Genomic DNA, 25,008 nt, shown 5'->3' on the forward strand with positions numbered 1-25,008 from the left:
CTGGTGTCGGAGACTGAGCAAAGATTATGAGGTTTTACCTGCCACTTCTGAGGCGATGATTCAAGTTGCGATGATTCGTCTTATGTTGAGACGATTGGTATAGTCTTTGACTTTTCAGACATCCTCTTAGGAAGGGACAAGTGATTAGTGGGTAGTTTTGAGTTTTGAGTGATGAGTTTTGAGTGTGTGAGTGAGTTATATAGAAAACAGTATTCTTCCTCTGCTTCCTCTGCACAAGAAGCTGCCCTAACTTCCCTAGCTTTTATTTCCATCGACTTGCCCAGTAACAGCACATTCCTTGAAAGATTAGGTGTGGAGCAGAAGTTATCTTAGTAGCGATATTTGGGTATTGTACCTGAAAATAATTGAGAAGCAAGGCGCGATCGCCTCCTGTCATCGCAACACAACTTTCAGGAAATTCTTGCCACCAAGCATCAACAAAGTCTTTTATCCCAGCCATCAACGTGTAAATTACCCCACTGAGAATCGATTCTGGCGTATTCAATGCCCAGCGAGATGGGAATGATTCTGGAGTATCAACCAAGGGTAATGCAGCAGTTCTCTCGCCCAACGATTGTAATTGTAAGCGAACACCAGGAAGAATCGCGCCACCAACCAAAGTGCGATCGCACTTTGCACCCGTGAAAGTAAGCGCGGTTCCAGCATCAATGACAAGAGCAGGAAAACTCCATATTGCGCCCGCACCCCACAAAGCTAATGCGCGATCAATTCCCAACGTGGCATAAACTCCTTGAAGTGGAACTTGGTCTAATGTAATTTCATGAATATTGGGATATGTTTGCCAAATTGTTGTCGCTTGGGGAATGACTGAAGCTAAGTAAATAGGCGGTAGCGATCTCATATTAATCGTCCCAGGAGCTAGAATTTCTCTAGAAAAATCGGCAATGTTTTGGCAGCTAGCAAGATTTTGTACTACCGATACTGGTAAATACTCAGTATCCCATGCAAATTGCAGTGCCTCTTCAACAAACCACGCCCAGTGCAACCGCGAATTACCAATCATCAAAGCTAGCCAGTGCGATTCACTCATAAATCAACCGCTATTTTTAATCTTCTAACTACCAACCACTCATTATTCTTAACTCACCCCTCACTCCGGACTTCGTCCCGCTGCGCTAACACCCCTCACCCCTCCTCACACACTTTTAGTTTTTTAAACTGAAACATAAATTTATTAATAAAGCTTTACAAAGAAAGCATGAGAAAATAAAGGTAGATAAAAAAAAATTATAAGTTGCTAAGGAGGCTGACTGATGGTAGCGCTCACCGATAAAGTCCAGAACCGGCTGACAATGCAAATTGCTGATATTGCTCCAAACACAACAGCGGTTCGCTCTTTGGATTGGGATCGCGATCGCTTTGATATCGAATTTGGATTGCAAAATGGCACTACATACAACTCATTTATTATTCGTGGTGAGCAGACTGCCTTAGTTGACACCTCTCATGAAAAATTTCGTCAACTTTATTTAGACACGCTGCATCAAGTGATTGATCCCGCAGAAATTGACTATATCGTTATCAGCCATACTGAACCGGATCATAGCGGCTTAGTCAAAGACATATTACAACTAGTTCCCGAAGCAACTGTCGTGGGGTCAAAAGTTGCACTTCAGTTTCTAGAAGACATGGTGCATCAACCGTTTAAGCGGCAAATTGTTAAAAACGGCGATCGCTTAGATTTAGGTAATGGACATGAATTAGAGTTCATCAGCGCCCCAAATTTACACTGGCCTGATACGATGTTCACCTACGATCGCAAAACGCAAGTTCTTTATACTTGTGATGCTTTTGGATTGCATTATTGTGATGACAATACATTTGATGAGGATCTCGGCGCGATCGAAGCTGATTTCCGTTTTTACTACGACTGCTTGATGGCTCCTAATGCGCGTTCGGTGTTATCTGCGATGAAACGCATGGGTGAATTAGGAGAAGTCACCACGATCGCAACAGGTCATGGACCACTCCTCTATCACAACGTGGCAGAATTGACTCGCCGTTATCGCGTTTGGAGTCAATCACAAGCTAAAGCAGAAACAACAGTTGCAGTTTTTTACACTTCTGATTATGGCTATAGCGATCACCTTGCCCAAGCAATTGCTCAAGGTATCACTAAAACAGGTGTTGCTGTAGAAACAGTTGACGTGCGATCGGCAGATCTCCAAGAAGTTCAGGAACTCATTAGCCGAGTATCAGGAATCGTTATTGGAATGCCCCCTGCATCAGGAGACATAGCAGAAACTGCCCAGACGGTGCTCAGTACAGTACTAGCTGCTGCTAAAGCAAAGCAATCTATCGGAATTTTTGAGGCTGGTGGTGGTGATGATGAACCAGTTTACCCACTATTGAACAAATTCCGCGACTTAGGTCTTTCAGTCGCTTTTCCTGCAATTCAAATTAAAGAAGCCCCCACAGGAGCAACCTATCAGCGATGTGAAGAAGCAGGAACCGACTTAGGGCAATGGCTAACGCGCGATCGCAGCATCAAAGTCATGAAATCTTTAGATGCAGATCTTGATAAAGCTTTAGGCAGAATTAGCGGCGGACTCTACATCATTACTGCTAAAAAAGGCGATGCATCCAGTGCCATGCTGGCATCGTGGGTGACACAAGCAAGTTTTAAACCCCTGGGAGTGACAATCGCAGTTGCCAAAGATCGTGCAATTGAATCATTAATGCAAGTCGGCGATCGCTTTGTACTAAACGTCTTAGAAGAAGGCAACCACCTACACTTAATGAAACACTTCCTCAAGCGTTTCTCTCCTGGTGCAGATCGTTTCGAGGACGTCAAAACTCAACCTTCCCAAAACGGTGCGCCAATTCTTACTGATGCTTTAGCTTACATGGAATGCGAAGTGACAAGCCGGATGGAAGTGAGCGATCACCATATCGTTTATGCCACTGTAGAAACAGGTAGAGTAAGTAATCCCGAAGCCCTTACCGCAGTTCACCATCGCAAAGTCGGCAATCATTACTAGCGACTAGTTTTGAATTTTGAGTTTTGTTAGCGTAGCAGTGCCTTAGCAAGTGTTGAGTTAAAAGAATTTGCTTAACTCAACACTTGACATTCTTAACAAGTAACTCTTTGTCTCCCTGACCTCCAACCTCTGACCCCTCATCTGACTTATGGAATCAAAACCACGCGACGTACAGTTTTTTCCCATTGGGATCGATACATCAGTATTGCGATCGCGCAGTTGGACGCGGTTAAGATTTGAAATTGAATATGCCTTGGCTCGCGGGACTACGGCTAATTGCTATGTCATTCAAGGCGATCGCCTTGCAATTATCGATCCTCCTGGAGAAACTTTCACCCAAATTTATTTAGCAGCTTTACAGCAGCGCATCGATTTACAAAAGCTAGATTATGTCATTCTCGGACACGTCAATCCTAATCGTGCTGCAACGTTAAAAGCTCTACTAGAAATTGCCCCGCAAATTACCTTTGTCAGCTCTAATCCAGGTGCGATCAATCTCCGTGGCACAATGGAAAACCCCAATTTACATGTCAAAGTCATGCGTGGCGAGGAAACGCTGGATTTAGGGAAAGGTCATGATTTGCAATTTATCCCTACTCCTAATCCACGCTATCCCGATCATCTTTGCACCTACGATCCCCTCACAGAAATTCTCTATACAGATAAGTTCTTTGGAGCGCATATTTGCGGCGATCAGGTATTTGATGAAGGTTGGGAAAGTTTTCAAGAAGATCGGCGCTACTACTTTGATTGTTTGATGGCTCCCCATGCGCGTCAAGTAGAAACAGCACTAGACAAACTTTCCGATCTTCCTATCAGAATGTATGCCACAGCGCATGGTCCCTTGGTGCGTTACGGATTACTACAACTCACTGAAGCATACCGTCAATGGAGCCAACAGCAAACATCTCAAGATACAACTGTTGCTTTGATTTATGCTTCAGCTTATGGCAATACAGCAACATTGGCACAAGCGATCGCGCGTGGTATTACTAAAGCAGGTGTTGGTGTCGAATCGATTAATTGTGAAATTGCTGCTCCAGACGAAATTCGTACTGCTGTCGAAAAATCAACTGGATTTATTATTGGTTCACCCACACTCGGCGGACACGCACCTACTCCCATTCAAACAGCGTTAGGCATTGTACTATCAACTGCAACTAACAACAAACTTGCAGGAGTATTTGGTTCCTATGGTTGGAGTGGTGAAGCAATTGATTTAATCGAAAATAAACTCAAAGATGCTGGTTATAGATTTGGGTTTGACACTATGCGCGTCAAGTTCAAACCTAATGACGTCACCCTGCAACTGTGCGAAGAAGCTGGCACTGACTTTGCTCAAAGCCTGAAAAAAGCTAAAAAAGTCCGCGCCCCGCGACAACCAGCTACTAATGTTGAACAAGCAGTTGGTCGCGTTGTTGGCTCATTAAGTGTGGTGACGACTAAGCAAGGAGATGTTTCTAGTGCAATGCTAGCTTCGTGGGTTTCTCAGGCAACTTTTAACCCTCCAGGATTAACCGTAGCAGTTGCTAAAGACCGCGCGATCGAATCACTCATGCACACTGGTAGCAAGTTTGTCCTCAATATCCTTCCAGAAGACAACTATATCAGCCTAATGAAGCACTTTCTGAAACCTTTTACTCCTGGAGAAGATCGCTTCAGCGGTGTAGTCACTCAAAGCGCAGATAATGGCTGTCCTGTTCTCTCTGACGCTCTTGCTTATCTAGAGTGCTCTATTCAAAATCGCATGGAAGGTGGCGATCACTGGATTGTCTATGCAGCAGTGGATAATGGCAAAGTTCTAGATTCCGATGGAGTTACCGCCGTTCACCACCGTAAGTCAGGAAACCACTATTAAAAGGCGGGTAGTAGGGTAGTAGAGTTGAAGGGTAGTAGGGTATGAGGGTATGAGGGAAAAATAGCATTTTCGTCTCTCCCACACTCTTACACTCCCACTCGCCCCTCCTACAGTCTTTTCTCCAAATACTGACCAATCATCTGCTGTTCGCCTGCACGGGAGATAATTGTTTGGCGAGTGCGGTAATTGCTACCTATTAGCTTCAATTCTTCTTCAAAGACAGAGCCTTTATACTCTGTACGCAAACACATTGTTTGAGGATTGGAGAAATAATACTCGGCTGTGACTGGCTTTGTTGTCGCAAAACCGCGATCGCGATACAACGTTGTTCCACCTACACCGAAAAGTGTGGTGCCTTTCGATTCTTTCTTTCCTGACACCGAATTTGTGCTTTCCCAGCTTACTTGAGCACCACAAGTGAGAACTGTAGCATCATCAAGTTGGTGTAATTGAGCGAGTTGTTCTAGTTCTGCACACCCTGGTTCTAAAAACTGAATGGTAATAATGCTAACCATTTCCTTTGTTTCTCCAGCTGGCAAGGTATAGTATCGCCTTTCTGAGCGCCATTTACCAGCGGAGTGTTTGAAAAATTCTGCAGCTAGCAGCGAAGCTTCTCTTGTGTAGGTCAGTTGTTGCGGTGATGTCACTATCAGCAAGCCTCATGGAAAGTTTATTAATCAAGGGTATTTTAGGATTAAATGCAATACCTTGTTACTATTTTTAATACAGTAAATTATACATACAATCATAGCGACAAAAAATAAAAATGTGTCACTGTTTTACCAAAATCAGTCTGTAGAGTAACTCATGTAAGTCAACCGAGATTTTAATCTTCAAAACTGAATAGACAATGAATTTTTTTATTCAGTTGGTCTACCAAGCTCTATGAAAGGCGTTGAGCGCAATAGTTCTTTATGCAAGTCTCTATCGATTGATGGAGTTTAGCCGAAAGCTAACTGCTTTACCCCTAGACTCAAAGCCAAGTATCAAGTTAATATGAATGATTGTGAGTTTTTCATAAGGCTATGAACGCGCAAGAGATTATCCGCTCGATAGAAGCGGAGCAATTAAAGTCAAATTTACCCGATATCTATGTCGGAGATACAGTTAGGGTAGGAGTCATTATTCAAGAAGGTGGCAAAGAACGTACCCAACCTTATGAAGGAGTAGTCATTGCCAAACGCAATGGCGGAATAAATGAGACAATTACAGTAAGAAGAATCTTTCAAGGAGTAGGCGTAGAGCGAGTTTTTCTACTACACTCACCCCGCGTTGCTAGTATAAAAGTACTGCGTCGTGGTAAAGTCCGCCGCGCTAAGTTATACTATTTGCGCGATCGTGTAGGTAAAGCTACCCGCGTGAAACAACGCTTTGACCGCGCTTTGTAGAATATATTCAGTTAAATCAAGCTGAATTTAACGCATTCGCTCTCAAATTGCGTTACACTACAATTCAGTGGCTACAGCTACAGAAAGTTGTGCGCTCTTAGTTCAGTTGGTAGAACGCAGGTCTCCAAAACCTGATGTCGGGGGTTCAAGTCCTCCAGGGCGCGCTGTGCAGACTATAGGTCTGCTTGTAGCAAATTTACCATAAGCATACCCGAAAGCAGTATGAAGCGTTCAAGCGGCATCAAGATGTGAAACTTTCGGGTAAAATTATTTGTGTAAGTATGACTAAGACCGTCTCGCAAAGTAGGCAAGTTTGAGTGTCTGCGAGTGCAGAAATTCGTGTCATAGCTGCATTGTGATTGGGGAGACGATTGCTCGTGAATAAGAAGAATGAAGTTGAAATCCAAGAACCCAAGAATGGGGGTAATATTGGTAGCTTCTTCCAAGGAACCAAAGAAGAATTTGACAAAGTTGTCTGGCCAAGCAGACAGCAACTTGTAAGTGAGTCAGCTGCTGTATTGTCGATGGTAGTGCTTTCGGCAACCTTTATCTATCTGGTTAATGGCTTCTTTGCTTGGGCAGCAGGACAGGTGTTTCGATGATTTTTGAAGACGAATCACGTAATCCCAATCAATCACAGAATGCAGGAGAGACAACTACTCCTGCTCTAACTCCGCGTTGGTATGCAGTTCAAGTAGCATCTGGATGTGAAAAACGAGTCAAAGCAGATATAGAGCGGCGGGCACAGACCTTTGACGTTGCCGAGCGGATTGCTCAAGTTGAAATCCCGCAGACTCCTGCTGTAAAAATTCGTAAAGACGGCAGTAGACAGCACACAGAAGAAAAAGTGTTCCCTGGCTATGTGCTTGTAAAAATGTCAATGGATGATGATACCTGGCAAGTTGTCAAAAACACGCCTCATGTCATCAACTTTGTGGGAGCCGAGCAAAAAAAAGGAGTTGGCAGAGGGCGCGGTCACGTAAAACCAGTTGCACTGAGTCATACAGAGGTCGAACGGATCTTCAAACAGACAGCTGAGCAAGAGCCAGTCGTCAAAATTGATATGGCAGCTGGCGATAAAATTGTTGTACTTTCGGGTCCATTTAAAGACTTTGAAGGTGAAGTGGTAGAAGTCAGTCCAGAACGGAGCAAGCTCAAAGCGTTACTCTCAATCTTTGGACGCGACACGCCCGTTGAATTGGAATTTAATCAGGTTCAGAAACAAGGCTAATAGAGAATGGCAAAAAAAGTTGTTGCGGTCATTAAGTTGGCTCTGACCGCAGGAAAAGCAAACCCAGCACCTCCAGTGGGTCCAGCGCTCGGTCAGCATGGCGTCAATATTATGATGTTCTGCAAAGAATATAACGCCAGAACAGCAGACCAAGCCGGAACGGTAATTCCAGTAGAAATCTCGGTTTTTGAAGACCGCAGTTTCACATTTGTACTCAAGACTCCACCAGCTTCAGTATTGATTTGTAAGGCAGCTGGAATCGAGCGCGGTTCCAACGAACCGAACAAAAAGAAAATTGGGCAGATCAGCCGAGCACAACTGCAAGAGATCGCCCAAACAAAAATGCCAGACCTCAATGCAAATGATATTGAGGCAGCAATGAAAATTGTGGCTGGAACTGCTCGCAATATGGGCGTGACAGTCGTTGATTAATTGCTAGGATTTTCTAGCAGTAGACATTAAAGCTTTTAGCGTATACATATAGCGGGGGAGAAGCAGAGCTTCGTTAAGTAACCCCAAAGGAGAAAAAAAATGGCGAAAAAAGAATCTCGCCGGATGCAAGAACTGCGAAAAAAGGTTGAAGATAAACCTTACCAACCAATAGAGGCACTGAGCTTACTCAAAGAAACAGCAACAGCTAAGTTTCCTGAAGCTGCAGAAGCTCACATTCGCCTAGGAATTGACCCTAAATATACTGACCAACAGTTACGAACAACAGTAGCGCTACCTAAAGGTACTGGACAAATTGTACGGGTAGCAGTTATTGCTAGAGGAGAAAAAGTGACTGAAGCAACAAATGCTGGTGCTGATGTTGTTGGTTCAGAAGAATTGATTGATGAAATTCAACAAGGTCGCATGGACTTCGATCGATTAATCGCGACACCAGATGTCATGCCACAGGTAGCAAAACTCGGACGACTTCTAGGACCACGCGGTTTGATGCCTTCACCAAAAGGTGGGACAGTCACGTTTGATATTACCCAAGCGATCGCCGATTTTAAAGCTGGTAAACTAGAATTTCGTGCCGATCGCACAGGCATTGTTCATGTTATGTTTGGTAAGGTGTCTTTCTCACCAGAAGATTTATTAGTAAATCTTAAGGCTTTACAAGAGACTATTGACCGCAATCGTCCTTCAGGTGCAAAAGGTCGTTATTGGCGGACAATGTTTGTGTCAGCAACAATGGGACCATCAATCCAAGTTGATGTCAATGCCCTGCGCGACATGAAATCTGAAGCTGCTTGATGAGAGGTCAGAGGTTAGTGGCTAGTGGCTAGCAAGTAGAGAAATTTATCTCATTTCTTGTCTTAACTTCTTCTACTCTTAGAAACCTGACCCCTGACCCCTCCACAATCAAATAGACAAAGCCAGAGACAGCAGGAGCTTTTGAAGCTTAATACCCTGCCGAGGTTTGTAACTCAAATGCTGAAATGCCACCAACAAAGTGGCATGACTGTAGAGGTATAACCTGCTAACCCTGGCTGATAAAGCTGGGGTTTTTGCTTTGAGTATTGGTACATATAAGTTAAGGAGGTGAGACACAGATGGGTAGAACGCTAGAAAACAAGCAAGAAATTGTTGCTGAACTTAAGGAGAGTTTGAGTCAATCGCACTTAGCGCTTGTCATTGAATACCAAGGACTTACTGTTGCAGAGATTTCTGATCTGCGGCGACGACTGCGTCCTACTGGCACGATTTGCAAAGTGACAAAGAATACCTTTATGGGTATTGCCATTGATGGTCAGGAGAACTGGCAACCGATGTCAGAATTCCTTCAAGGTTCTTCTGCCTTTTTACTTGTTAAAGAGGACATCAGCGGTGCGATCAAAGCTTACCAAGACTTCCAAAAAGCCAGTAAAAAAACTCAATTGCGTGGCGGCGTGATGGAAGGTCGGGTACTGAAAGAGCCTGATATTAAAGCACTTGCAGATCTACCATCGAAAGAACAACTAATTGCTCAAATTGCTGGAGCGCTCAATGCTTTAGCAACCAAGATTGCTGTAGGGATCAACGAAGTTCCTGCTTCTTTGGGTCGCAGTATTCAAGCAATTTCAGAAAAAGATCAAAGCAATGGTGCTGCTGAAAGTAGCGATGCTGCTTAGTAGCTAACTTGCATTTGTAGAAACAACTAACACATTACAGGAGTTAATCAATGTCTGCTGCAACCGAACAAATTTTAGAACAACTCAAGTCTTTAACTCTGCTAGAAGCTGCAGAGCTAGTCAAGCAAATTGAAGAAGCCTTTGGTGTCAGTGCGGCTGCACCTGCTGGTGGGATGATGATGATGGCTGCTCCTGGTGGCGCTGCGGCTGCACCTGCTGAGGAAGTCGAAGAACAAACTGAGTTTGATGTCATCTTAGATGAAGTACCTGCTGATAAGAAAATTGCTGTTCTTAAAGTGGTACGTACATTGACTGGGTTAGGTTTGAAAGAAGCTAAAGATCTCGTAGAGTCTACACCTAAGCCAGTTAAAGAAGCTGTTGCCAAAGATGCTGCTGAAGATATGAAAAAGCAGCTTGAAGAAGCCGGCGCTAAAGTTACTGTCAAGTAGTCATTGTTGAGCTGGGAAGCGGGGTAGGCGGGGAGACTAACAGAGTTATGAATGTGTTGAGTGTTGAGTTAAGAAAACTCTTTAATTCAAAACTCAAAGCTAATCACTCACCCCTCACCCCTCCCTTAGTGCAAGTCAGCTTCCCACACTCCTATATAAATGCGATCGCGATTATTCCGCTCAATAACTCCTTTTAATTCACCTGTAGTAAATGAGTAGCGATCGCTACGGCGCTGATAAACTTGCTGCAATCCTTGATTAACTTCTGCAGAGGCGTTACCATCCAACAATTGCTTCAAAGTACTCTGCATAATTTGAGGATCGACAGATTGCGCAAACGATACTTCAGTTTGCTGTAGACGTCCAGAACTACGATCAAATAAGTAGCCTAAGGTAACTTGGTTAGGCTTTATATCATAAATTGCCGCACGAGTATTGCCCCAAATACCTCTGGATGTTGTTGTCGGATTACCCAGTGTTGCTCTTACTTGGCTTTCTGATGTACCTGTAGGAAACGCAGGAACGTTCTCTACTTGTGCTGGTACATTATCTTGTGGTGGTGCAGTAGGCGAAGGTACCGGAGACGTTTCTATTGTTGCTGGTTCTTGGTTTGGGCTTGGTGATTCCTGTACGAGTGATGATTCCTCTTCCTGAGTTTGTGGGGGTGATTCTTCTAACTGAGGAAACAAAGGTGGTGGTGCAGGAGATTCCACAGGTGGCAGTGTTGGTGATGCGACAGGTGCTATTGGTGATGGTGATATTACTGTCGGGCTTGCTTCAATAGAAGGTTCAGGGGTGACTTCTGGTGATGTCGTGCTGTTTGATATTGATGGTTGTGGCGCTTGACGAAAATTAGCTAAAACACCTATTGCTACCCCTCCTGCAAGCAAACCAGCGATCGCTAAAAATTGCCAATTGTGGTTTTTGCGGTATGGAGTTGTAATTACAGGAGATTGAGTTCGCTGTGCAGTAGTTCGCTGACGAGATCCTGAAATTGATAGTGTTGTTTTTTCATGTGTAGTTGCAGTAAGACTGGTATACTGCAAATCTTCTAACATTTTGATTGCCGTGGTGTAGCGATCGCGTGGATGATATTGAATTGCTTTATTAATAACTGCTGCAAATTTTGGGCTAATCTGAGGGATATATTGCTGCCAGAGAATTTCTTCATGCTGTGATGTTTCTAGTTCTTGAGGCAGTTTTCCGGTCAGTAAATAAATTGCTGTCAAACCTAAGCCGTAGATATCACTAGCATAAACTGGTCTTCCTGCTGCTTGCTCTGGAGACATAAACCCAGGAGTTCCAATGACCATGGTTTGAGTGAGTTTACCTTGAGAATTAATTGCCGTTGCCATTGTTTGTTTGACTGCACCAAAATCAATGAGCACGGGCTGATTGTTGGACTCACGCAGAATGATATTATCAGGTTTAATGTCGCGATAAATTATTCCTTGAGTGTGTACGTAATCTAGCACTTGCAGCAAGCTAACTAGAATTTCTCGTACGGCGTTTTCACTCAGCACTCCTGTGGTTGCTACTTTACTTGCTAGCGTTTGACCATGAATCCACTCTTGCACTAGAAAAAACTGACCTTGTTCTGAAAAATAGGCATACAGCTTAGGAATTTGGGTGCTTCCTTCGCCTAAAGCTTCCAAAGTTGCTGCTTCCCGTTGAAATCGCTGTTGAATTAACTGATACATACTTGGATCGTTCACCACTGGTTTGAGTTGCTTAATGACACAGCGGCGGCGTGAAGGCATATAAGTATCTTCTGCTAGAAAGGTTTCGCCAAACCCTCCAGAACCCAACAGTTGAATAATTTGATAGCGGTTGTTTAACAGCGTTGTCATCACATCTTTTAAAGCTGTACGCTCAATTTTGATTGCGATCGCCTAGCTTTTCCGTAGTTCTTACGGTATCAGATTTATCTTCCACCTTCCACAATACAGCAAACAGTTTTGCTAGAAAGTTGCTATATCTATTAGAACAGCTCTAGGAAAACTTATGCTTCAAACAACTAGCGATCGGCTGTTAACTTAAGTAGTTAATTGATTTATGTTAAGTCTAAAATGCCTTTTTCCTTCAGTTTTGGATTAAAGCGAATTGCAACTCGGATACCACGCGATTCTAAATTTGATATTATTGTTGCTTCGACTCTACGAGCTACACTTTTTAGTAACTTGATTTGTGTTAGTTCGTCACTTGCTTGATAACTAATTTGCTCATCTGCTGTCATTGCTAATTTGGCATCAATCGGTTCAGTCCACTGTGTTGTAGCAGTAGCATTTCCTGGAGGAATTGAGCCATTTTCTGCTATCCAAGCTTCTTTGATTGATTCTAAAATTGTGCGACTAGGACGACTAATTGTTTGCACTTTCAGCCACTGACATTTTTCAGGCTGACGTACTAAGTGTTGCTTGAGGCTGAGAACCACATCGCGCGAATACCCAACAAACTGTAATACGCGATCGCTGTCAAAAATAGCATAAACACCAACTTGACTTTGCAAGCCTTCAGGTAGTTGACCGTTTGCGTCAATATAAGAAATATACTCTAGATCTGTTAAGGAAGTCTTTATTTCTGTAGTCATTAGTTAATTAAAATGATTTATTCACTACAATCATAAATTTTACAAAGGAGATTAAGTTAAAAATTTTCCCTGAATTTTATTTAATATTTAATTTAGGTAAATTGCTGATTTTCTCAAGATTAAGCAATTAATTAACTGTAACTTGAGACTATACTGTAACTACAACGATTTTGAGGTAACGCCTTTTAGGAGAAAATCCAAGGCACGACGCATATAACTTTCGATTTGCTCAGTTTCAGGTTGGAACAGGATCGACTTGAATAATAAGCCTGTCATTAGGTCGCAAATCAAGTCAGCATCAACCTCTGGAGATAATTCACCTCTTGCTTTTGCTCGTTCAAAAATGACAGATGCGACTTTACGTCGGGGTATCACATATTTTTTCCAATAAATTTCAGCAAAATGGGGAACTGTTGAAGCAAGGCTGATAATCATTGCTATCGTTTGACGACCTAATGGGGAAAGGTCAATCTCGGCAGCTTGTTTATGTACTTCTTCTAAATCTGCCCACAAACTTCCCGTGTCTGGTATGACTAGTTGCGGTCGATTGTGTTCTATCGCTTCAGCAATCAACTCTTCTTTAGAATGATAACGACGGTAAATTGTTGTTTTTCCTACACCTGCACGCGCTGCGATCGCTTCAATGCTTAATCCTTGATATCCTACTTCTGCCAACAAATCGAGCGTTGCTTGTAAAATTGCTTGATTAACTTCGGTACTTCGGGGTCTTCCTGGCGAGCTTTTTGTTGTTTGACTGATCATAATAGTAAGTATTCGTATCGTAGGTCGCTCAAGGATATCCCCTTATAAAGTTATCTTATCAAACAGGTTTTCACTGCTTTGCAATCGTCGGCTAATTCTCTGTGAACATTTTTATTGTAATACGATGCCGTATCGTATTATAATTTTAAAAGTTTTTTAAAGTTTAGTTACCGCTACTGCCACAGGTGTTGGGGATTTCTACTTAGCAGTGATTGTGTATTGATTAACCAATAAGTAACGCAATATTGCGTTCATGGGAAGACTTTGATTCTAAAAATGAGGGATAGAGCACAAGGTATGGCGCAATCTAATTCCGATTACCCAAAAGCACCTGAGCAAACTCTTGATGAGTCATCACCAAGGAGAAAATCTCGGTCGAGATCAAAACGTCGTAATCGTTGGATTGCAATTATTAGTGCAGTTGTTTTGTTGACTGGTTTGGGGTTTGGTTGGCGGTGGTGGGTCAGCAGTCGTAGCGGTGCTGAGGGTCCTGCAGCCGGACAAATGCAGGGAATTCCTGTCAAATTAGAAACTTTAGAGACGACAACAGTGGAAAACACCACTGATTTTATTGGCTCACTAGAATCGCAACGCGCCGTCACACTTCGTCCCGAAGTCACAGGGCGAGTCAGTCGCATTTTAGTAGATTCAGGCGATCGCGTTAGTGCTGGGACATCACTTATTCAACTGCGACCCGATCAGCAGCAAGCAAACCTGGCAAGTGTCCAAGCAAGCGTTAATTCAGCGCGAGCAATTCGTGCTAACGCCCAGTCACAAATAGAAGCATTAGAAGCCGAGCGCATCGCCCAACAGGCAGAAGTTGAGCTGCAAGAAGAAGAATTTCGGCGAATTTCGACATTAGTGAATCAAGGTGCATTACCACGACAGCAGTTAGATAGTGTTGTCCGCGATCGCCGCACTGCCCAAGCAAACCTCAACGCGATTAATCGTCGGATTCAAGCGGCACGGGCAAGCTTGCAAGAAGCAGAGGCTGGACTACAGCAAGCACAAGCGAATGCTCAACTAGCTACTGCCGAACTTCAGGAAACCACCATTACAGCACCCTTTAGCGGTATTGTGGGCGATATCCCAGTACGTCTTGGCGATGTTGTAACAAATAGCGATACACTTACCACAGTTACTCAAAACAGTCCGCTAGAACTGCGGCTATCAATTCCTTTAGAACGCGCACCAGATTTACGCCAAGGTCAACAAGTAGAATTAACTGACACCCAAGGAAACATCATTACTACTGGACAAATCAGCTTTATTGCACCGCGAGTAGACCCTAACGCACAAAGCATTTTGGCAAAGGCAACTTTCAGTAACCAAGAAGAACGACTCCGCGATGGTCAATTCGTCCGCGCCAGGGTGATTTGGTCGGAACAACCAGGAATTTTGATTCCGACAACTGCAATTACGCGATTAGCCGGAGAACCTTTCATCTTTGTTGCTGAAACCCCACAACCAGGAAGTGATGCACCATCAGCCGCGCCGGAAGGTGCCCCCACACCTAAACTGATCGCACGACAGCGCCCTGTGGAGCTTGGTAGTCTTCAAGGTAATAATTATCAAGTACTTTCGGGTGTAGAACCAGGAGAGCAAGTTGTTGTTTCTGGAATTCTCAATCTTATGGATGGTGCGCCCATTGTACCGGATACCGCAATGTCTCAGCCGGTAGGAGCTAACGTACCACAGTAACACAGCGTTTGTATTACCGTCGCTTGACTAAAACAAGGATATTTCTTTTAGATTCTAGAGTTCAATAAAAGACCTCGTGTAATTTTAGCAAACTATACTAATTCATCTTAGATAAGAGCGACAAAGTAAGTTCTCCTCTGCACCCCTACTCCCTGATTTTATGTTTGTCGAACTGTTTATCAAACGCCCTGTTGTCTCGATTGTCTGCGCCATCATTATTGTCCTGATAGGCGCAGCGAGTATTCCTAATTTACCAATTGCGCAATATCCAGAGATTGCACCGCCGCAGGTGACAGTCACAGCTAACTACATCGGAGCAAGTGCCGAAGTCGTTGAAAACACGGTGACAAACATTTTAGAGCAAGCAGTCAACGGGGCAGAAGGCGTTCGCTACATTTCTTCATCGAGTAGTAACAACGGCAATAGCTCGATTAATCTCACGTTTGAAACTGGACGCAATATTGATCTTGCTGCTGTAGACGTGCAAAACCGTGTTGCTACTGTTCAACCACAACTGCCAGAAAGTGTCCAGCGCACAGGAGTCACTGTTCTGAAGCAGTCAACAGGATTTTTGATGGCGATCGGGCTGTACTCTGAGAACGGTCAGTACACAAATACCTTCTTGAGTAACTACGCTGACCTCTATATTGTCGATGCCCTCAGAAGAATTCAAGGCGTCAGTGAGGTGCAAGTATTTGGAGAACGTCGCTATGCGATGCGGTTGTGGGTCGATCCTGAACAGCTTGCAAGTCGGGCATTAACGATGCAAGATGTAGTAGATGCCCTAAATGAGCAAAATATCCAAGTTGGAGCAGGGCAACTCGGACAACCACCAATTCCCAACGAACAACAGTATCAATTAGATTTAGAGGCACGCACGCAGTTCAACGATGCATCTCAGTTCGAGGATTTGATTTTAAGAACTGAAGAAAATGGCTCACTCGTGCGGTTTCGCGATGTTGGTCGGGTTGAACTCGGCGCACAAGACTATAGTACTATTTTGCGGTTTCGCGGTATTGAAGCAACAGGATTAGGAATTTCTCAACTACCTGGAAGTAATGCGCTCGAAGTTGCCGCAGCGGTAAAAGCCGAATTAGAACGACTTGGGCAGCGGTTTCCACCAGGGATGGCATATCAGATTGCATTTGATACAACGGCATTTGTGCAACAATCACTCACTGAAGTTGTCACTACCTTGATTCAGGCGATCGCACTTGTTGTCTTAATCATTTTCATCTTTCTGCAAGACTGGCGCACTACCCTCATTCCGGCAATTACGATTCCAGCTTCGCTGATCGGTACGTTTATATTTGTGCAAGTTTTTGGGTTTTCGATCAATACTTTGACACTGTTCGGATTAACGCTTGCTACAGGGATGGTCGTCGATGATGCAATTATCGTTGTCGAAAATATTTCCCGCCTGATTCAAGATAAGGAAATGAACCCGCGATCAGCGGCGATTGAGTCGATGCGCGAGTTAACAAGTGCTGTTATTGCAACTTCGCTTGTATTGATGGCGGTATTTGTTCCGGTGGCGTTTTTCCCTGGTTCTACAGGCGCACTGTATCGCCAATTTGCCTTGACAATCGCATTTTCAATTACTGTATCAACCTTTCTCGCGCTGACGTTTACGCCATCAATGTCGGCAAAGTTATTGCGACAAGGACAGCACCCCCCACGGTGGCTAGCATGGTTTTTCAATCGCTTCAATCATTTTTTGGATAATTCGCAACGCGGCTATGCGCGATCGCTGCGCACGCTGATGCGGTTTAAAATGATCGTGCTGGGTGTCTTTGTCTTAGCTTTGGGCTTGACAGCTTGGATGTTTGCTCGCGTCCCCTCAGGCTTTTTACCTGATGAAGATCAAGGCTACTTTATTACACTCGTGCAAGCGCCCGAAGGTGTTTCCCTCAACTACACGAGCGATGTGATTGCCCAGGTTGAACAGGAACTAAAACAAGTTCCAGAAATTGCGGCTAGCTTTGCCGTTGCAGGATTTAGCTTCACTGGTAGTAGTGCCAACAACGGTATTATATTTTCTAATCTCAGACCTTGGGAAGAACGCCGCGAAGCAGGACAATCGGTAGATGCAATTATTGGTCAATTGTTTGGTCGATTTGCAGCCATTACCGAAGCGAGGATTTTACCACTCAATCCGCCAGCAATTCAAGGATTAGGAACCTTTGGCGGATTCAGCTTTCAGTTACAAGATCGCCGTGGTGTGAATGACCTCAATTCACTCGTGCAAGCTGCTGGACAAATTATGGGACAAGCGAATCAAACTCCTGGTTTGCAGCAAGTATTTACAACCTTTGCCGCAAGTACGCCTAAACTGTCAATTGATATTGACCGCGATACTGCTAAGGCACTTCAGGTTTCGGTTGATGATATTTTAAATACAATACAAACTGCGATCGCTTCGCAATATGTCAACGACTTTACCTTGGGACAGCGCAACTATCGAGTTTACGTACAAGCTGACCAGCGATTTCGTTCTGAACCAGGAGATATTAGTCGTCTGTATGTGCGATCGGCAGCGGGAGAAATGATTCCACTCAGCAATCTTGTCTCACTGACTCCTGAAACTGGTGCTCAAACAATTAACCACTTTAATCTGTTCCGCTCAATTGAAATTACTGGTTCAGCCGCACCTGGCTTTAGTTCAGGTGATGCAATTCAAGCGATGGAAGAGGTCGCGGCTGATGTCTTGCCGCCTGGATTAGACTATCAATGGTCAGGAACATCATTGGAAGAAATCGAATCTGGAGGACAAGCCCCAATCATCTTTGGTTTAGGATTAGTCTTTGTCTTTTTAGTGTTGGCGGCACAATACGAAAACTTTATCGACCCTTTCATTATTATGCTGGCAGTACCACTCGCGATCTTGGGTGCGTTAATCGCACAGTCACTACGCGGGCTGATCAACGATGTGTACTGTCAGGTAGGGTTAGTGATGTTGATTGGTTTAGCAAGTAAAAACTCGATTCTCATTGTCGAGTTTGCGAACCAACTGCGTGCTGAAGGATTACCACTAGTGAAGGCTGCGATTGAAGCGGCACGGGAACGCTTGCGTCCAATTTTGATGACAGCAATTTCTACCTTAGTGGGTATTTTTCCTTTGGTTATTGCCACAGGTGCAGGCGCAGGTAGCCGTCAGTCATTAGGAACTGCGGTTTTTGGTGGAATGTTAGTGGCAACATTTTTGTCGTTATTTGTTATACCCGTACTCTATGTTGTCGTCGTTTCAATCGAAGAAAGCGTGCGATCGCGCTTCGGTTGGTCCAAGTTCGATGAAAACCTTGATAGTTAGATAATCGCTATATTGCTCAATAAACAAAGTCCACCAATTTAGAGTCGTGAAGTGTTGAGTTTAAGAGAGTTATGAGAAAGTTCTTCAATTCAAAACGTGCTAACGCACCGCTACGCTAACAAAACTTAAAACTCAAAACTTTGCTTAGAGTAACCTCGAAACAAGTCAAAAGGCATCTGTGATTCATACAGAAGGTCTAACCTTAACCTGTAGGCTGAAATTTACTCAATCCAAACTGTTACAGCAGCAACGGCAATCAACATCTCATCATTTTTATCGTTCAAAGCAGGAATTGCTTTGCCCTGAACGCTCATGCCGCCTGATTCAACAGTCAGAGTTTTTTGACCAAAAGGCAATACTGCCAGGACTTCGGCTGCGCGAACTTGTTCGGGATAGGGGACAGCGACCTTTACTTCGACAATCATCTGATTAGGATCGTCTAAGCCCGCAACTTCCCAAACCCCAGGTAAAGCATTATGCGCGATCGCATTTCGCACTGCCCTTGCTGCAGCAACTGTTGGCTCTTGCCCGTGCTGATCTACTCCCATCCCCATTTCAATAATTAAACGTTTACGAGTCACTGTAACCTCTAAACATGAGTTAAACTAAGGACTACTCAACTTTGAGCTATTTTAGAATTAGCCAGTGCTAAAATTTGGAGGGCAACTTTTTCTACTACAGGCATCACCGACAGACGATTGCCCTGTCTAAGGACGATAAGTTCTTCTGTACTAAATTCTTGCTTGAGCGTTTCTCGCGATATTAATGGAAAAGTTTCTACAAATTCGACGCGCACTGTTTGCCAGCGCGGACATTCAGGAGTCGATTTAGGTTCGTAGTAACGACTATTAGGGTCAAACTGAGTCGGATCGGCAAGTGTAGCAACGACACGCACTAAGCCGACCAAACCAGGAAAAGCTATGTTGGAATGGTAGAAAAAAGCTAAGTCCCCAACTTGCATTTGTCGCAGAAAGTTACGCGCTTGATAGTTGCGCACTCCATCCCAAACAGTTTCGCGATCGCGCTTGAGATCGTCGAAACTGTAAATTTTTGGTTCTGATTTCATTAGCCAATAATTCATTTATCGCTTTTAATGAATCCTTTAAATTTACACGACTCTTATCCTTGTCCTGTCTGTCGCATAGGGAACACAACACCTTTACCTTTAATGGACGCGATGGCTTGTGACTTTTGCTCGCAGATTTTTACTGTTGACTTAGAAAAGCAACAAATTAAAATGCCCGCTCGACAACCACCCTTATTGTGGAACTGGAATGGTAAACATTGGCAAGACGCACAACTTGAAGGTGTAGAACTTGGCTGGGGCTATATACTTGCAGCAATCGCTCTGGTAATACTTCCACCCACATTGATTGGGTTAGTTATTTGGATTCATCCTCCTGTTGCTCATACGCCTTTATTTTGGCTACCTTACGTATGGGCTGGACTAGGCTTTTTAGCACATTTAGGCATCATTGTTTGGTTAGTGATTGAATTTTATCAATTTCCTCTTAGGTTGTGGTTCAGAAGTCTACCACAGCAGTTACGACAACGCTAACTGGCATTTTGCGCACACTAGCGCTTTACAGCGTTGATAATTGCATTAACTAATGTTGTGGGGTCGATTGGTTTAGCAAGATACTGCCCAAATCCTGCGCTGCTAGCCTGTTGCTGATTGATTGTACCTGCATAAGCTGTTAAGGCAATTGCTGTAATCTGCTTGCCAAGTTGGGATTTGAGCTGACGTAGCAGTGTATATCCATCAATATTAGGCATCTCAATATCGCATAAGACTGCGTCAAAATCTTTGCGGGAGAGTACTTGTAATGCTTTTTCAGCAGATACGGCTGTGACAACATTAGCTTCTACCTGTTCAAGTATAATCATAATTAGCTCGCGGTTATCCATCTCGTCTACTACCAGCACCTTAATACCTTCAAGCTGCAGGGGATGCGTATTGCCGAAGTTGCTTGTATCCTGCTTGTTGCCATTTAGAACTGGTAGCTGCACCATGAAAGATGCTCCTTGTCCTGCACCTAGACTCGTTGCGGAGATAGCGAAGTATTTACCGGCGCTGCTTGCGGACAAATCAAGGGAATCCTTACAGTAAAAGTAGTTCCTCTTTCTACTTGACTAAAGACGTCAATTGTGACGTTTTGCAGTTTAACTAATTCTGGCACTCGTGCCAGCCCGATTCCTGAACCTTCACGCGTCCGCGATCGCGTACCATTCACTCGATAAAAACGCTCAAAAAGATGCGGTAACTCTTCTGCGGGAATGCCAACTCCGGTATCTTGCACTGTGAGGTCAACGCAGTCGCCTACAGCTTGCAACTCGACAATGATTTCCCCCTCAAAAGTAAACTTGAATGCATTCGAGAGGAGATTGAGTACAATTTTTTCCCACATCTGCCGATCTACCAAGACAGGTTCAGCTAAAGGAGGACAATCAACGATAAAATTCAAACCTACCTGTTCAATTGCAGAGCGAAACACACTCGCAAGTTCAGTCGTAAAGTGTGCTAAATCTGTTCATAAGTCACTGGCAGGCGATCGGCTTCAATGCGAGAAAAGTCGAGTAGCGTATTTACAAGCTTAAGTAAACGTAACCCATTGCGCCGCACAAGTTCAGCTTGCTGCCGCTGCTGGGGTGATGTGCTGGCATCAGATATCTTCAATCGGGTTTAGCATGAGCGTGAGTGGCGTGCGGAATTCGTGTGATATGTTGCCAAACAATACGGTTTTGGCACGATCTAACTCGACAAGTGCTTCATTGGCAGCTTGCAACTGGCGATTGACTTGGTTTAACTCTTGTGCACGCTGGTAGATTTCAGCCTCCATCTGTTCAGTGCGATCGCGTAACGCTTGATTCTGCTGATATTGTTCGTTGCGCTGTTGTTTGAGCCGCACAAATTCTGTCACATCCTCAACTCGATGGATGATATAAATAATTGCTTGATCTGTACCAAATACCGGAGAATTTACAGCACTCCAATAACGTTCCTCAAATCCATTGCCTTGTGATGCGGGACAGGAAATATCATACTTCTGAACCGCCATCACATCAGTTTGACGATTTTGCACTACAGCTTCTAGAGAACAGCGCAAATTTTGTACGCCAGTGGCAGCAGGATCGTTGGGATTATCTGGGAAAACTTCAAAGATCCCGCGCCCTAAAATCTCTGCTTGTTGAGTCATTGTTGCTTGAAGATAAGCATCACTTGCTGCCACAATGGTGAACGTAGGATCAGGAGTAAGCACCAGATATAAACCTGGTACTAACTCAAACAGCACTTGATAATTTAAATTGGCAATCGATGAGTGCCGTACAGAGTCTCCCATACTTTTAATCGAGTTAGTTCACTAATTCAGTAATGGCAGTAACCAGCTCATCTAAATCAACTGGCTTGAGTAAATATTTTTGAAATCCGGCAGCAAGTGCTTGTTCGCGGTAGTTGTTTGAAAGAGAACTTGATAGTGCGATCGCTGGTATTTGGCTTTGTGATGGTAGAGAAAGTGCCCTGATTTTTTTGATCAGAGTATAGCCATCTTCACCAGGCATACAAATATCACTGACTAAAGCATCAATACTGAGTTTTTGACAGCAATCGAGTGCTTCGTTTGCCGATGCTGCTAAAACAACTTCTCCTCCTTCTTGCTCGATCATCAATGCCAAAAGTTCGCGATCATCTGCGTTATCATCTACAACTAAGATTCGCAACTCCTCGAGCGATCGCCAAGATACAGAAGGATCTGTTGAAATCAGTTTTTCCTGAAAGCTGTGATGACTGAGCCGATTCATTGAGTTGTGTGTCATGAAGACATGCAAAAGCAAGAAGTCACGCTTGTGCAACCTCTGTTTATCATCCACACGCCTTGAGATTACTGAACTTATTGAGATGCCATATACGTGCAAAATAAAAAAGGCAAGATAAGCTAAACAGCCTTTCTAGTGTCGCTACTATCAAAACTGCTTTAACACTTGCTAACGGATAGTTCATAGTTGTACCTAACCTTAGTCCAAGGGATAGTTAAAAGTCGATGTAGATTATCCACTTGACTATCCAGTGAGGCGTAGTATTTGTGTTGCTGTTATGCCACACTGGCAAAAATCCCGTCTTACTAACTTTATGATTGGCTTAGCTGCGAATAGCCGTAGAAGGCAGCGGATTATGGTCGTCGGCACAAATGTTACAACTGTGCAACAAGTCAGTGGTTATTGCTTAAAGTGGGGAGCAGAGGTTTTACCCTATTATGGAACTCCTAATGAAGAGGAGATTCGCTTGTTTGAACCACAAATTTGGGTAATATGTCTACCAATTCCTGAAAATCTACAGCTACCAACAAATGCCCATTTAATTATTTGGGAAGACCCCCCTGCGGTGTTGCAAGCTGTTAGCAGTCGGGCAGAATTATTAATTTGTTTAGAACAATTGTCAACCAAATGGATGTATTACTCCTAAATAAGTCGCTCGCGCACTGCTTTAGCTGCTGCTTGGACGCGATCGTCAACACTAAGTTTGTTTAAAATCATCCGCACATAAGATTTTACTGTTCCTAGTGATAGATAAAGTTGCTGAGCAATTTCTTGATTAGAATATCCCTGTGCAATGAGTTTGAGTACTTCGCGTTCGCGCTGACTCAGGAATGCCGATTGTACTGCCGAGGTCTTTGATTCTGACGTTGGTTTGAGTATTTGAAATACCTTACGTGCGACTTGAGTATCTAAATATGTTCCACCACTTTGAATTAACCGAATCACAGCGATGAGCTGCTCCCACTCCATACTCTTGAGGCAATAACCGTCAGCACCGGCTGCTAGCATTGCAATAACCTGAGAATCTCGATCGAAAGCAGTCAAAGCTAGGACATGAGATGTCAGGCAAGTACTTTTAATCTGCTGCGTTGCTGTAATGCCATCCATTAAAGGTAAATCAATATCCATCAAAACCATATCTGGTTTAAGTTGCTTTGCTAGTTCTACTGCTTGAATACCATCAGCAGCCTCGCCAATAACAAGAAAATCAGGCTCTAAAGCAAACTGCGATCGCATTCCTCGACGCATTAAGGCATGATCTTCAACAAGTAGAATGCTAATAAATGAGTGTTTTTGCGTCTCAGACATTACTCAAAACAACGAATGGATAACTTGCTTATAAATGGTTAGCAATAGTAGGTAGCGTAAACCAGAAGGTACTGCCTTTTCCTAGGGTACTATCTACTCCAATTGTGCCGTGATGCGCTTCCACAATTTGGCGACAAAGATAAAGCCCCAAGCCCGCACCACCACGACGCCCGCGCCCTTGTATAAAACGGTGAAAGAGATGTTCGCGCTCTTGCGAAGCAATTCCAGAACCGCGATCGCTGACACTTACTCTTACGCTACTGTTTTCTGCTGTCACCTCTAACCAAACTCGATTTTCTGGTTCGCTAACTCGCACCGCATTACTCAGCAGATTTTGAATGACACGCCCAATTTCTAACTCGTCGCCATACACAGTAGGTAATTGCTCGGCAACTTTAAAGTCAAAGTTTACCTTGCTTTTTGAGGCAATGCGCTCTTGATGAATTGCTTTGGTAAAGATCTTATGCCAGTTGAGTGGCTCGTAAATCAGATGTTTACTACCCGCTTCATAGCGAGAAACTTCTAACAATGCTTCCACAAGTTTGAGGAGATCTTCGTTTGTTTGATCATACTCTTGCAGCACTTCTTGCCAGGTATCGCTGACAGAACCAAAAGCTCCATTTAACATTGAGCGTAAAGTGCCACGAATTGCCAGTAAAGGAGTGCGTAGATCGTGCGAAAGCGAGGCAATGAGATCGTCAAGTTGGCGATTGCGTTCGTCACTGCGAGTTTGGCGCGAGTCAATTTCGCCAGCCATGCGATCGAGAATTTGCGCTAGTTGACCAATTTCATCCGCAGCTTGAAAGTTCAAACGTGGCTGCATCTGCCCAGCTTCCCAAGCTTTTGCCACAGATGTCAGTTGATATAAAGGAACTTCAACTCGGCGATGTAATAACCAAAGGTTCCAGCCAAAACCAACTAACAGTAGTACTGGAGCTAGGAAGTTGAAAATGCGAAAGGTTTGATCGAGTCGATAGAGTTGTTGGTTGCGTCGATCTAAAAGATCTTGCTCGTATTGCAACACTGCTGTAACTTGCGATCGCAGTGGATCAAATAAGAGTTTACCTGCAAGTGTGGTACTTGATTCTGGCGCTGCACCAAGAACAACTGGCTGCGCAAATTCTCGTTGCCAACGGTTGTAGAGTTTTACGATTTCATTCAGGCGACTAAGTTGCTCTGGTTGGTCTTCCACTAGCTCGTAGAGGCGATCAAGTGTATTATCAAAGGCAATCTGTCCTGATTCATAAGGCTCTAGAGAAGTTTTTGTACCCGTGAGTAAGTACCCACGTATCCCTGTTTCTTGATTTAACGCAGCATTCAGCAAGAGTTCAGCTTCACTTTGAACTTGTAAAGTATGCCTCACCCAACTCGATGCATCCTGACGGCGAAATTCTAGCCAAAACCCTACGCCTGCTCGTACGCAGACGAGAATAGCCAACACTAAAACGCTTGCGTACAAAGGCGCTAACAACCGAGTTCTTAATAGTATGT

Annotated in this window: 27 protein-coding genes, 1 tRNA gene and 1 other annotated feature; of the genes, 14 read left to right on the forward strand and 14 right to left on the reverse strand. The window is 43.9% G+C overall.

The genetic code is table 11. The annotated features are described in order from the left end of the window. Window positions 1-262: 262 nt before the first annotated feature. Window positions 263-1,051: a pantothenate kinase gene (locus tag IQ230_RS14330; protein WP_193932646.1), complete on the reverse strand. Its 789-nt coding sequence runs from the start codon at window positions 1,049-1,051 to the stop codon at window positions 263-265. 223 nt (window positions 1,052-1,274) lie between these two features. On the opposite strand from IQ230_RS14330, the gene IQ230_RS14335 reads away from it, so the two are divergent. Both IQ230_RS14335 and IQ230_RS14340 read left to right on the forward strand, forming a co-directional pair. After that, window positions 1,275-3,002 (forward strand): diflavin flavoprotein, encoded by a 1,728-nt coding sequence (locus IQ230_RS14335; protein WP_193932647.1) that lies wholly within the window; start codon window positions 1,275-1,277, stop codon window positions 3,000-3,002. A gap of 148 nt (window positions 3,003-3,150) precedes the next feature. Next, complete coding sequence (locus IQ230_RS14340) at window positions 3,151-4,860, forward strand: diflavin flavoprotein (protein ID WP_193932648.1); 1,710 nt, start codon at window positions 3,151-3,153, stop codon at window positions 4,858-4,860. A gap of 107 nt (window positions 4,861-4,967) precedes the next feature. On the opposite strand, the gene IQ230_RS14345 is transcribed toward IQ230_RS14340, so the two are convergent. Further along, window positions 4,968-5,507 (reverse strand): phycobiliprotein lyase, encoded by a 540-nt coding sequence (locus IQ230_RS14345; protein WP_193932649.1) that lies wholly within the window; start codon window positions 5,505-5,507, stop codon window positions 4,968-4,970. A gap of 378 nt (window positions 5,508-5,885) precedes the next feature. On the opposite strand from IQ230_RS14345, the gene rplS reads away from it, so the two are divergent. From rplS to rplL, 8 genes are all read left to right on the forward strand, one after another. Beyond that, entirely contained in the window at window positions 5,886-6,248 is a 363-nt protein-coding gene (rplS, locus tag IQ230_RS14350; RefSeq protein ID WP_099704010.1) for a 50S ribosomal protein L19, read from the forward strand. A 91-nt stretch (window positions 6,249-6,339) separates the two neighbouring features. Continuing rightward, window positions 6,340-6,412: transfer RNA gene (locus tag IQ230_RS14355), tRNA-Trp, on the forward strand. Between the two features lie 237 nt (window positions 6,413-6,649). Then, window positions 6,650-6,850: a preprotein translocase subunit SecE gene (gene secE / locus IQ230_RS14360; protein ID WP_289501570.1), complete on the forward strand. Its 201-nt coding sequence runs from the start codon at window positions 6,650-6,652 to the stop codon at window positions 6,848-6,850. Continuing rightward, on the forward strand, window positions 6,847-7,479 hold the full coding sequence (nusG, locus tag IQ230_RS14365; protein ID WP_193932650.1) for a transcription termination/antitermination protein NusG: 633 nt from the start codon (window positions 6,847-6,849) through the stop codon (window positions 7,477-7,479). The genes secE and nusG overlap by 4 nt, the downstream gene beginning before the upstream one ends. A 6-nt stretch (window positions 7,480-7,485) precedes the next feature. Further along, on the forward strand, window positions 7,486-7,911 hold the full coding sequence (gene rplK / locus IQ230_RS14370) for a 50S ribosomal protein L11 (protein ID WP_193932651.1): 426 nt from the start codon (window positions 7,486-7,488) through the stop codon (window positions 7,909-7,911). Window positions 7,912-8,010: 99 nt separating this feature from the next. Then, on the forward strand, window positions 8,011-8,724 hold the full coding sequence (gene rplA, locus IQ230_RS14375) for a 50S ribosomal protein L1 (RefSeq protein WP_193932652.1): 714 nt from the start codon (window positions 8,011-8,013) through the stop codon (window positions 8,722-8,724). 104 nt (window positions 8,725-8,828) lie between these two features. Then, window positions 8,829-8,991, forward strand: a sequence feature (ribosomal protein L10 leader region). Between the two features lie 32 nt (window positions 8,992-9,023). Beyond that, entirely contained in the window at window positions 9,024-9,581 is a 558-nt protein-coding gene (gene rplJ / locus IQ230_RS14380; RefSeq protein WP_193932653.1) for a 50S ribosomal protein L10, read from the forward strand. Window positions 9,582-9,631: 50 nt separating this feature from the next. Further along, on the forward strand, window positions 9,632-10,030 hold the full coding sequence (rplL, locus tag IQ230_RS14385) for a 50S ribosomal protein L7/L12 (RefSeq protein WP_099704016.1): 399 nt from the start codon (window positions 9,632-9,634) through the stop codon (window positions 10,028-10,030). Window positions 10,031-10,155: 125 nt separating this feature from the next. On the opposite strand, the gene IQ230_RS14390 is transcribed toward rplL, so the two are convergent. The 3 genes from IQ230_RS14390 to IQ230_RS14400 form a co-directional block, all read right to left on the reverse strand. After that, on the reverse strand, window positions 10,156-11,880 hold the full coding sequence (locus IQ230_RS14390; protein WP_228054932.1) for a serine/threonine-protein kinase: 1,725 nt from the start codon (window positions 11,878-11,880) through the stop codon (window positions 10,156-10,158). 203 nt (window positions 11,881-12,083) lie between these two features. Next, window positions 12,084-12,620 (reverse strand): GIY-YIG nuclease family protein, encoded by a 537-nt coding sequence (locus tag IQ230_RS14395; RefSeq protein WP_193932655.1) that lies wholly within the window; start codon window positions 12,618-12,620, stop codon window positions 12,084-12,086. A 159-nt stretch (window positions 12,621-12,779) separates the two neighbouring features. Beyond that, a complete protein-coding gene (locus tag IQ230_RS14400; protein ID WP_193932656.1) occupies window positions 12,780-13,382 on the reverse strand; it encodes a TetR/AcrR family transcriptional regulator in 603 nt (200 codons plus the stop codon). Between the two features lie 297 nt (window positions 13,383-13,679). Between IQ230_RS14400 and IQ230_RS14405 the strand changes: the two genes are divergently transcribed. Together IQ230_RS14405 and IQ230_RS14410 are read left to right on the forward strand one after the other, a co-directional pair. Further along, entirely contained in the window at window positions 13,680-15,083 is a 1,404-nt protein-coding gene (locus tag IQ230_RS14405; RefSeq protein ID WP_193932657.1) for an efflux RND transporter periplasmic adaptor subunit, read from the forward strand. Between the two features lie 160 nt (window positions 15,084-15,243). Further along, on the forward strand, window positions 15,244-18,393 hold the full coding sequence (locus tag IQ230_RS14410) for an efflux RND transporter permease subunit (RefSeq protein WP_193932658.1): 3,150 nt from the start codon (window positions 15,244-15,246) through the stop codon (window positions 18,391-18,393). 221 nt (window positions 18,394-18,614) lie between these two features. Here the strand turns inward: IQ230_RS14410 and IQ230_RS14415 are convergent, their stop codons facing one another. Further along, a complete protein-coding gene (locus tag IQ230_RS14415; RefSeq protein WP_193932659.1) occupies window positions 18,615-18,974 on the reverse strand; it encodes a Lin0512 family protein in 360 nt (119 codons plus the stop codon). Between the two features lie 35 nt (window positions 18,975-19,009). Beyond that, the gene (locus tag IQ230_RS14420) at window positions 19,010-19,459 is read right to left on the reverse strand and encodes an EVE domain-containing protein (RefSeq protein ID WP_265576217.1); all 450 of its coding nucleotides are present in this window, start codon (window positions 19,457-19,459) and stop codon (window positions 19,010-19,012) included. 27 nt (window positions 19,460-19,486) lie between these two features. Between IQ230_RS14420 and IQ230_RS14425 the strand changes: the two genes are divergently transcribed. Then, complete coding sequence (locus IQ230_RS14425) at window positions 19,487-19,951, forward strand: hypothetical protein (protein ID WP_193932661.1); 465 nt, start codon at window positions 19,487-19,489, stop codon at window positions 19,949-19,951. A 17-nt stretch (window positions 19,952-19,968) separates the two neighbouring features. On the opposite strand, the gene IQ230_RS14430 is transcribed toward IQ230_RS14425, so the two are convergent. The 5 genes from IQ230_RS14430 to IQ230_RS14445 are packed head-to-tail and all read right to left on the reverse strand — an operon-like array spanning window position 19,969 to window position 22,209. Then, complete coding sequence (locus tag IQ230_RS14430; protein ID WP_193932662.1) at window positions 19,969-20,406, reverse strand: response regulator; 438 nt, start codon at window positions 20,404-20,406, stop codon at window positions 19,969-19,971. A 23-nt stretch (window positions 20,407-20,429) separates the two neighbouring features. Then, window positions 20,430-20,888, reverse strand: a complete 459-nt coding sequence (locus tag IQ230_RS26695) for a sensor histidine kinase (RefSeq protein ID WP_322742418.1) — start codon at window positions 20,886-20,888, stop codon at window positions 20,430-20,432. Window positions 20,889-20,914: 26 nt separating this feature from the next. Beyond that, window positions 20,915-21,070: a histidine kinase dimerization/phospho-acceptor domain-containing protein gene (locus tag IQ230_RS26700; protein WP_228054934.1), complete on the reverse strand. Its 156-nt coding sequence runs from the start codon at window positions 21,068-21,070 to the stop codon at window positions 20,915-20,917. Beyond that, a complete protein-coding gene (locus IQ230_RS26705) occupies window positions 21,057-21,734 on the reverse strand; it encodes a PAS domain-containing protein (protein ID WP_228054936.1) in 678 nt (225 codons plus the stop codon). Before IQ230_RS26705 ends, IQ230_RS26700 begins: the two co-directional genes overlap by 14 nt. Window positions 21,735-21,747: 13 nt before the next feature. Further along, complete coding sequence (locus IQ230_RS14445) at window positions 21,748-22,209, reverse strand: response regulator (protein ID WP_193932663.1); 462 nt, start codon at window positions 22,207-22,209, stop codon at window positions 21,748-21,750. A gap of 250 nt (window positions 22,210-22,459) precedes the next feature. Here IQ230_RS14445 and IQ230_RS14450 point away from each other — a divergent pair, with 250 nt between their 5' ends. After that, entirely contained in the window at window positions 22,460-22,855 is a 396-nt protein-coding gene (locus IQ230_RS14450) for a hypothetical protein (RefSeq protein WP_193932664.1), read from the forward strand. Here IQ230_RS14450 and IQ230_RS14455 read toward each other — a convergent pair. Together IQ230_RS14455 and IQ230_RS14460 are read right to left on the reverse strand one after the other, a co-directional pair. After that, window positions 22,852-23,517 (reverse strand): response regulator, encoded by a 666-nt coding sequence (locus IQ230_RS14455; RefSeq protein WP_193932665.1) that lies wholly within the window; start codon window positions 23,515-23,517, stop codon window positions 22,852-22,854. The genes IQ230_RS14450 and IQ230_RS14455 overlap by 4 nt on opposite strands. 28 nt (window positions 23,518-23,545) lie before the next feature. After that, complete coding sequence (locus IQ230_RS14460; protein ID WP_228054938.1) at window positions 23,546-24,955, reverse strand: sensor histidine kinase; 1,410 nt, start codon at window positions 24,953-24,955, stop codon at window positions 23,546-23,548. Window positions 24,956-25,008 lie beyond the last annotated feature (53 nt).

The organism is Gloeocapsopsis crepidinum LEGE 06123 (assembly GCF_015207655.1).
Taxonomy (GTDB): domain Bacteria; phylum Cyanobacteriota; class Cyanobacteriia; order Cyanobacteriales; family Chroococcidiopsidaceae; genus Gloeocapsopsis; species Gloeocapsopsis crepidinum.

What these genes read in the sequence shown, in the direction of transcription:
- IQ230_RS14330 (WP_193932646.1), bottom strand. Translation starts at nt 1,051, where the DNA reads ATGAGTGAATCGCACTGGCTAGCTTTGATGATTGGTAATTCGCGGTTG.
- IQ230_RS14335 (WP_193932647.1), top strand. Translation starts at nt 1,275, where the DNA reads ATGGTAGCGCTCACCGATAAAGTCCAGAACCGGCTGACAATGCAAATT.
- IQ230_RS14340 (WP_193932648.1), top strand. Translation starts at nt 3,151, where the DNA reads ATGGAATCAAAACCACGCGACGTACAGTTTTTTCCCATTGGGATCGAT.
- rplS (WP_099704010.1), top strand. Translation starts at nt 5,886, where the DNA reads ATGAACGCGCAAGAGATTATCCGCTCGATAGAAGCGGAGCAATTAAAG.
- nusG (WP_193932650.1), top strand. Translation starts at nt 6,847, where the DNA reads ATGATTTTTGAAGACGAATCACGTAATCCCAATCAATCACAGAATGCA.
- rplK (WP_193932651.1), top strand. Translation starts at nt 7,486, where the DNA reads ATGGCAAAAAAAGTTGTTGCGGTCATTAAGTTGGCTCTGACCGCAGGA.
- rplA (WP_193932652.1), top strand. Translation starts at nt 8,011, where the DNA reads ATGGCGAAAAAAGAATCTCGCCGGATGCAAGAACTGCGAAAAAAGGTT.
- rplJ (WP_193932653.1), top strand. Translation starts at nt 9,024, where the DNA reads ATGGGTAGAACGCTAGAAAACAAGCAAGAAATTGTTGCTGAACTTAAG.
- rplL (WP_099704016.1), top strand. Translation starts at nt 9,632, where the DNA reads ATGTCTGCTGCAACCGAACAAATTTTAGAACAACTCAAGTCTTTAACT.
- IQ230_RS14390 (WP_228054932.1), bottom strand. Translation starts at nt 11,880, where the DNA reads ATGACAACGCTGTTAAACAACCGCTATCAAATTATTCAACTGTTGGGT.
- IQ230_RS14395 (WP_193932655.1), bottom strand. Translation starts at nt 12,620, where the DNA reads ATGACTACAGAAATAAAGACTTCCTTAACAGATCTAGAGTATATTTCT.
- IQ230_RS14400 (WP_193932656.1), bottom strand. Translation starts at nt 13,382, where the DNA reads ATGATCAGTCAAACAACAAAAAGCTCGCCAGGAAGACCCCGAAGTACC.
- IQ230_RS14405 (WP_193932657.1), top strand. Translation starts at nt 13,680, where the DNA reads ATGGCGCAATCTAATTCCGATTACCCAAAAGCACCTGAGCAAACTCTT.
- IQ230_RS14410 (WP_193932658.1), top strand. Translation starts at nt 15,244, where the DNA reads ATGTTTGTCGAACTGTTTATCAAACGCCCTGTTGTCTCGATTGTCTGC.
- IQ230_RS14420 (WP_265576217.1), bottom strand. Translation starts at nt 19,459, where the DNA reads ATGAAATCAGAACCAAAAATTTACAGTTTCGACGATCTCAAGCGCGAT.
- IQ230_RS14425 (WP_193932661.1), top strand. Translation starts at nt 19,487, where the DNA reads ATGAATCCTTTAAATTTACACGACTCTTATCCTTGTCCTGTCTGTCGC.
- IQ230_RS14430 (WP_193932662.1), bottom strand. Translation starts at nt 20,406, where the DNA reads ATGGTGCAGCTACCAGTTCTAAATGGCAACAAGCAGGATACAAGCAAC.
- IQ230_RS26705 (WP_228054936.1), bottom strand. Translation starts at nt 21,734, where the DNA reads ATGGGAGACTCTGTACGGCACTCATCGATTGCCAATTTAAATTATCAA.
- IQ230_RS14445 (WP_193932663.1), bottom strand. Translation starts at nt 22,209, where the DNA reads ATGACACACAACTCAATGAATCGGCTCAGTCATCACAGCTTTCAGGAA.
- IQ230_RS14455 (WP_193932665.1), bottom strand. Translation starts at nt 23,517, where the DNA reads ATGTCTGAGACGCAAAAACACTCATTTATTAGCATTCTACTTGTTGAA.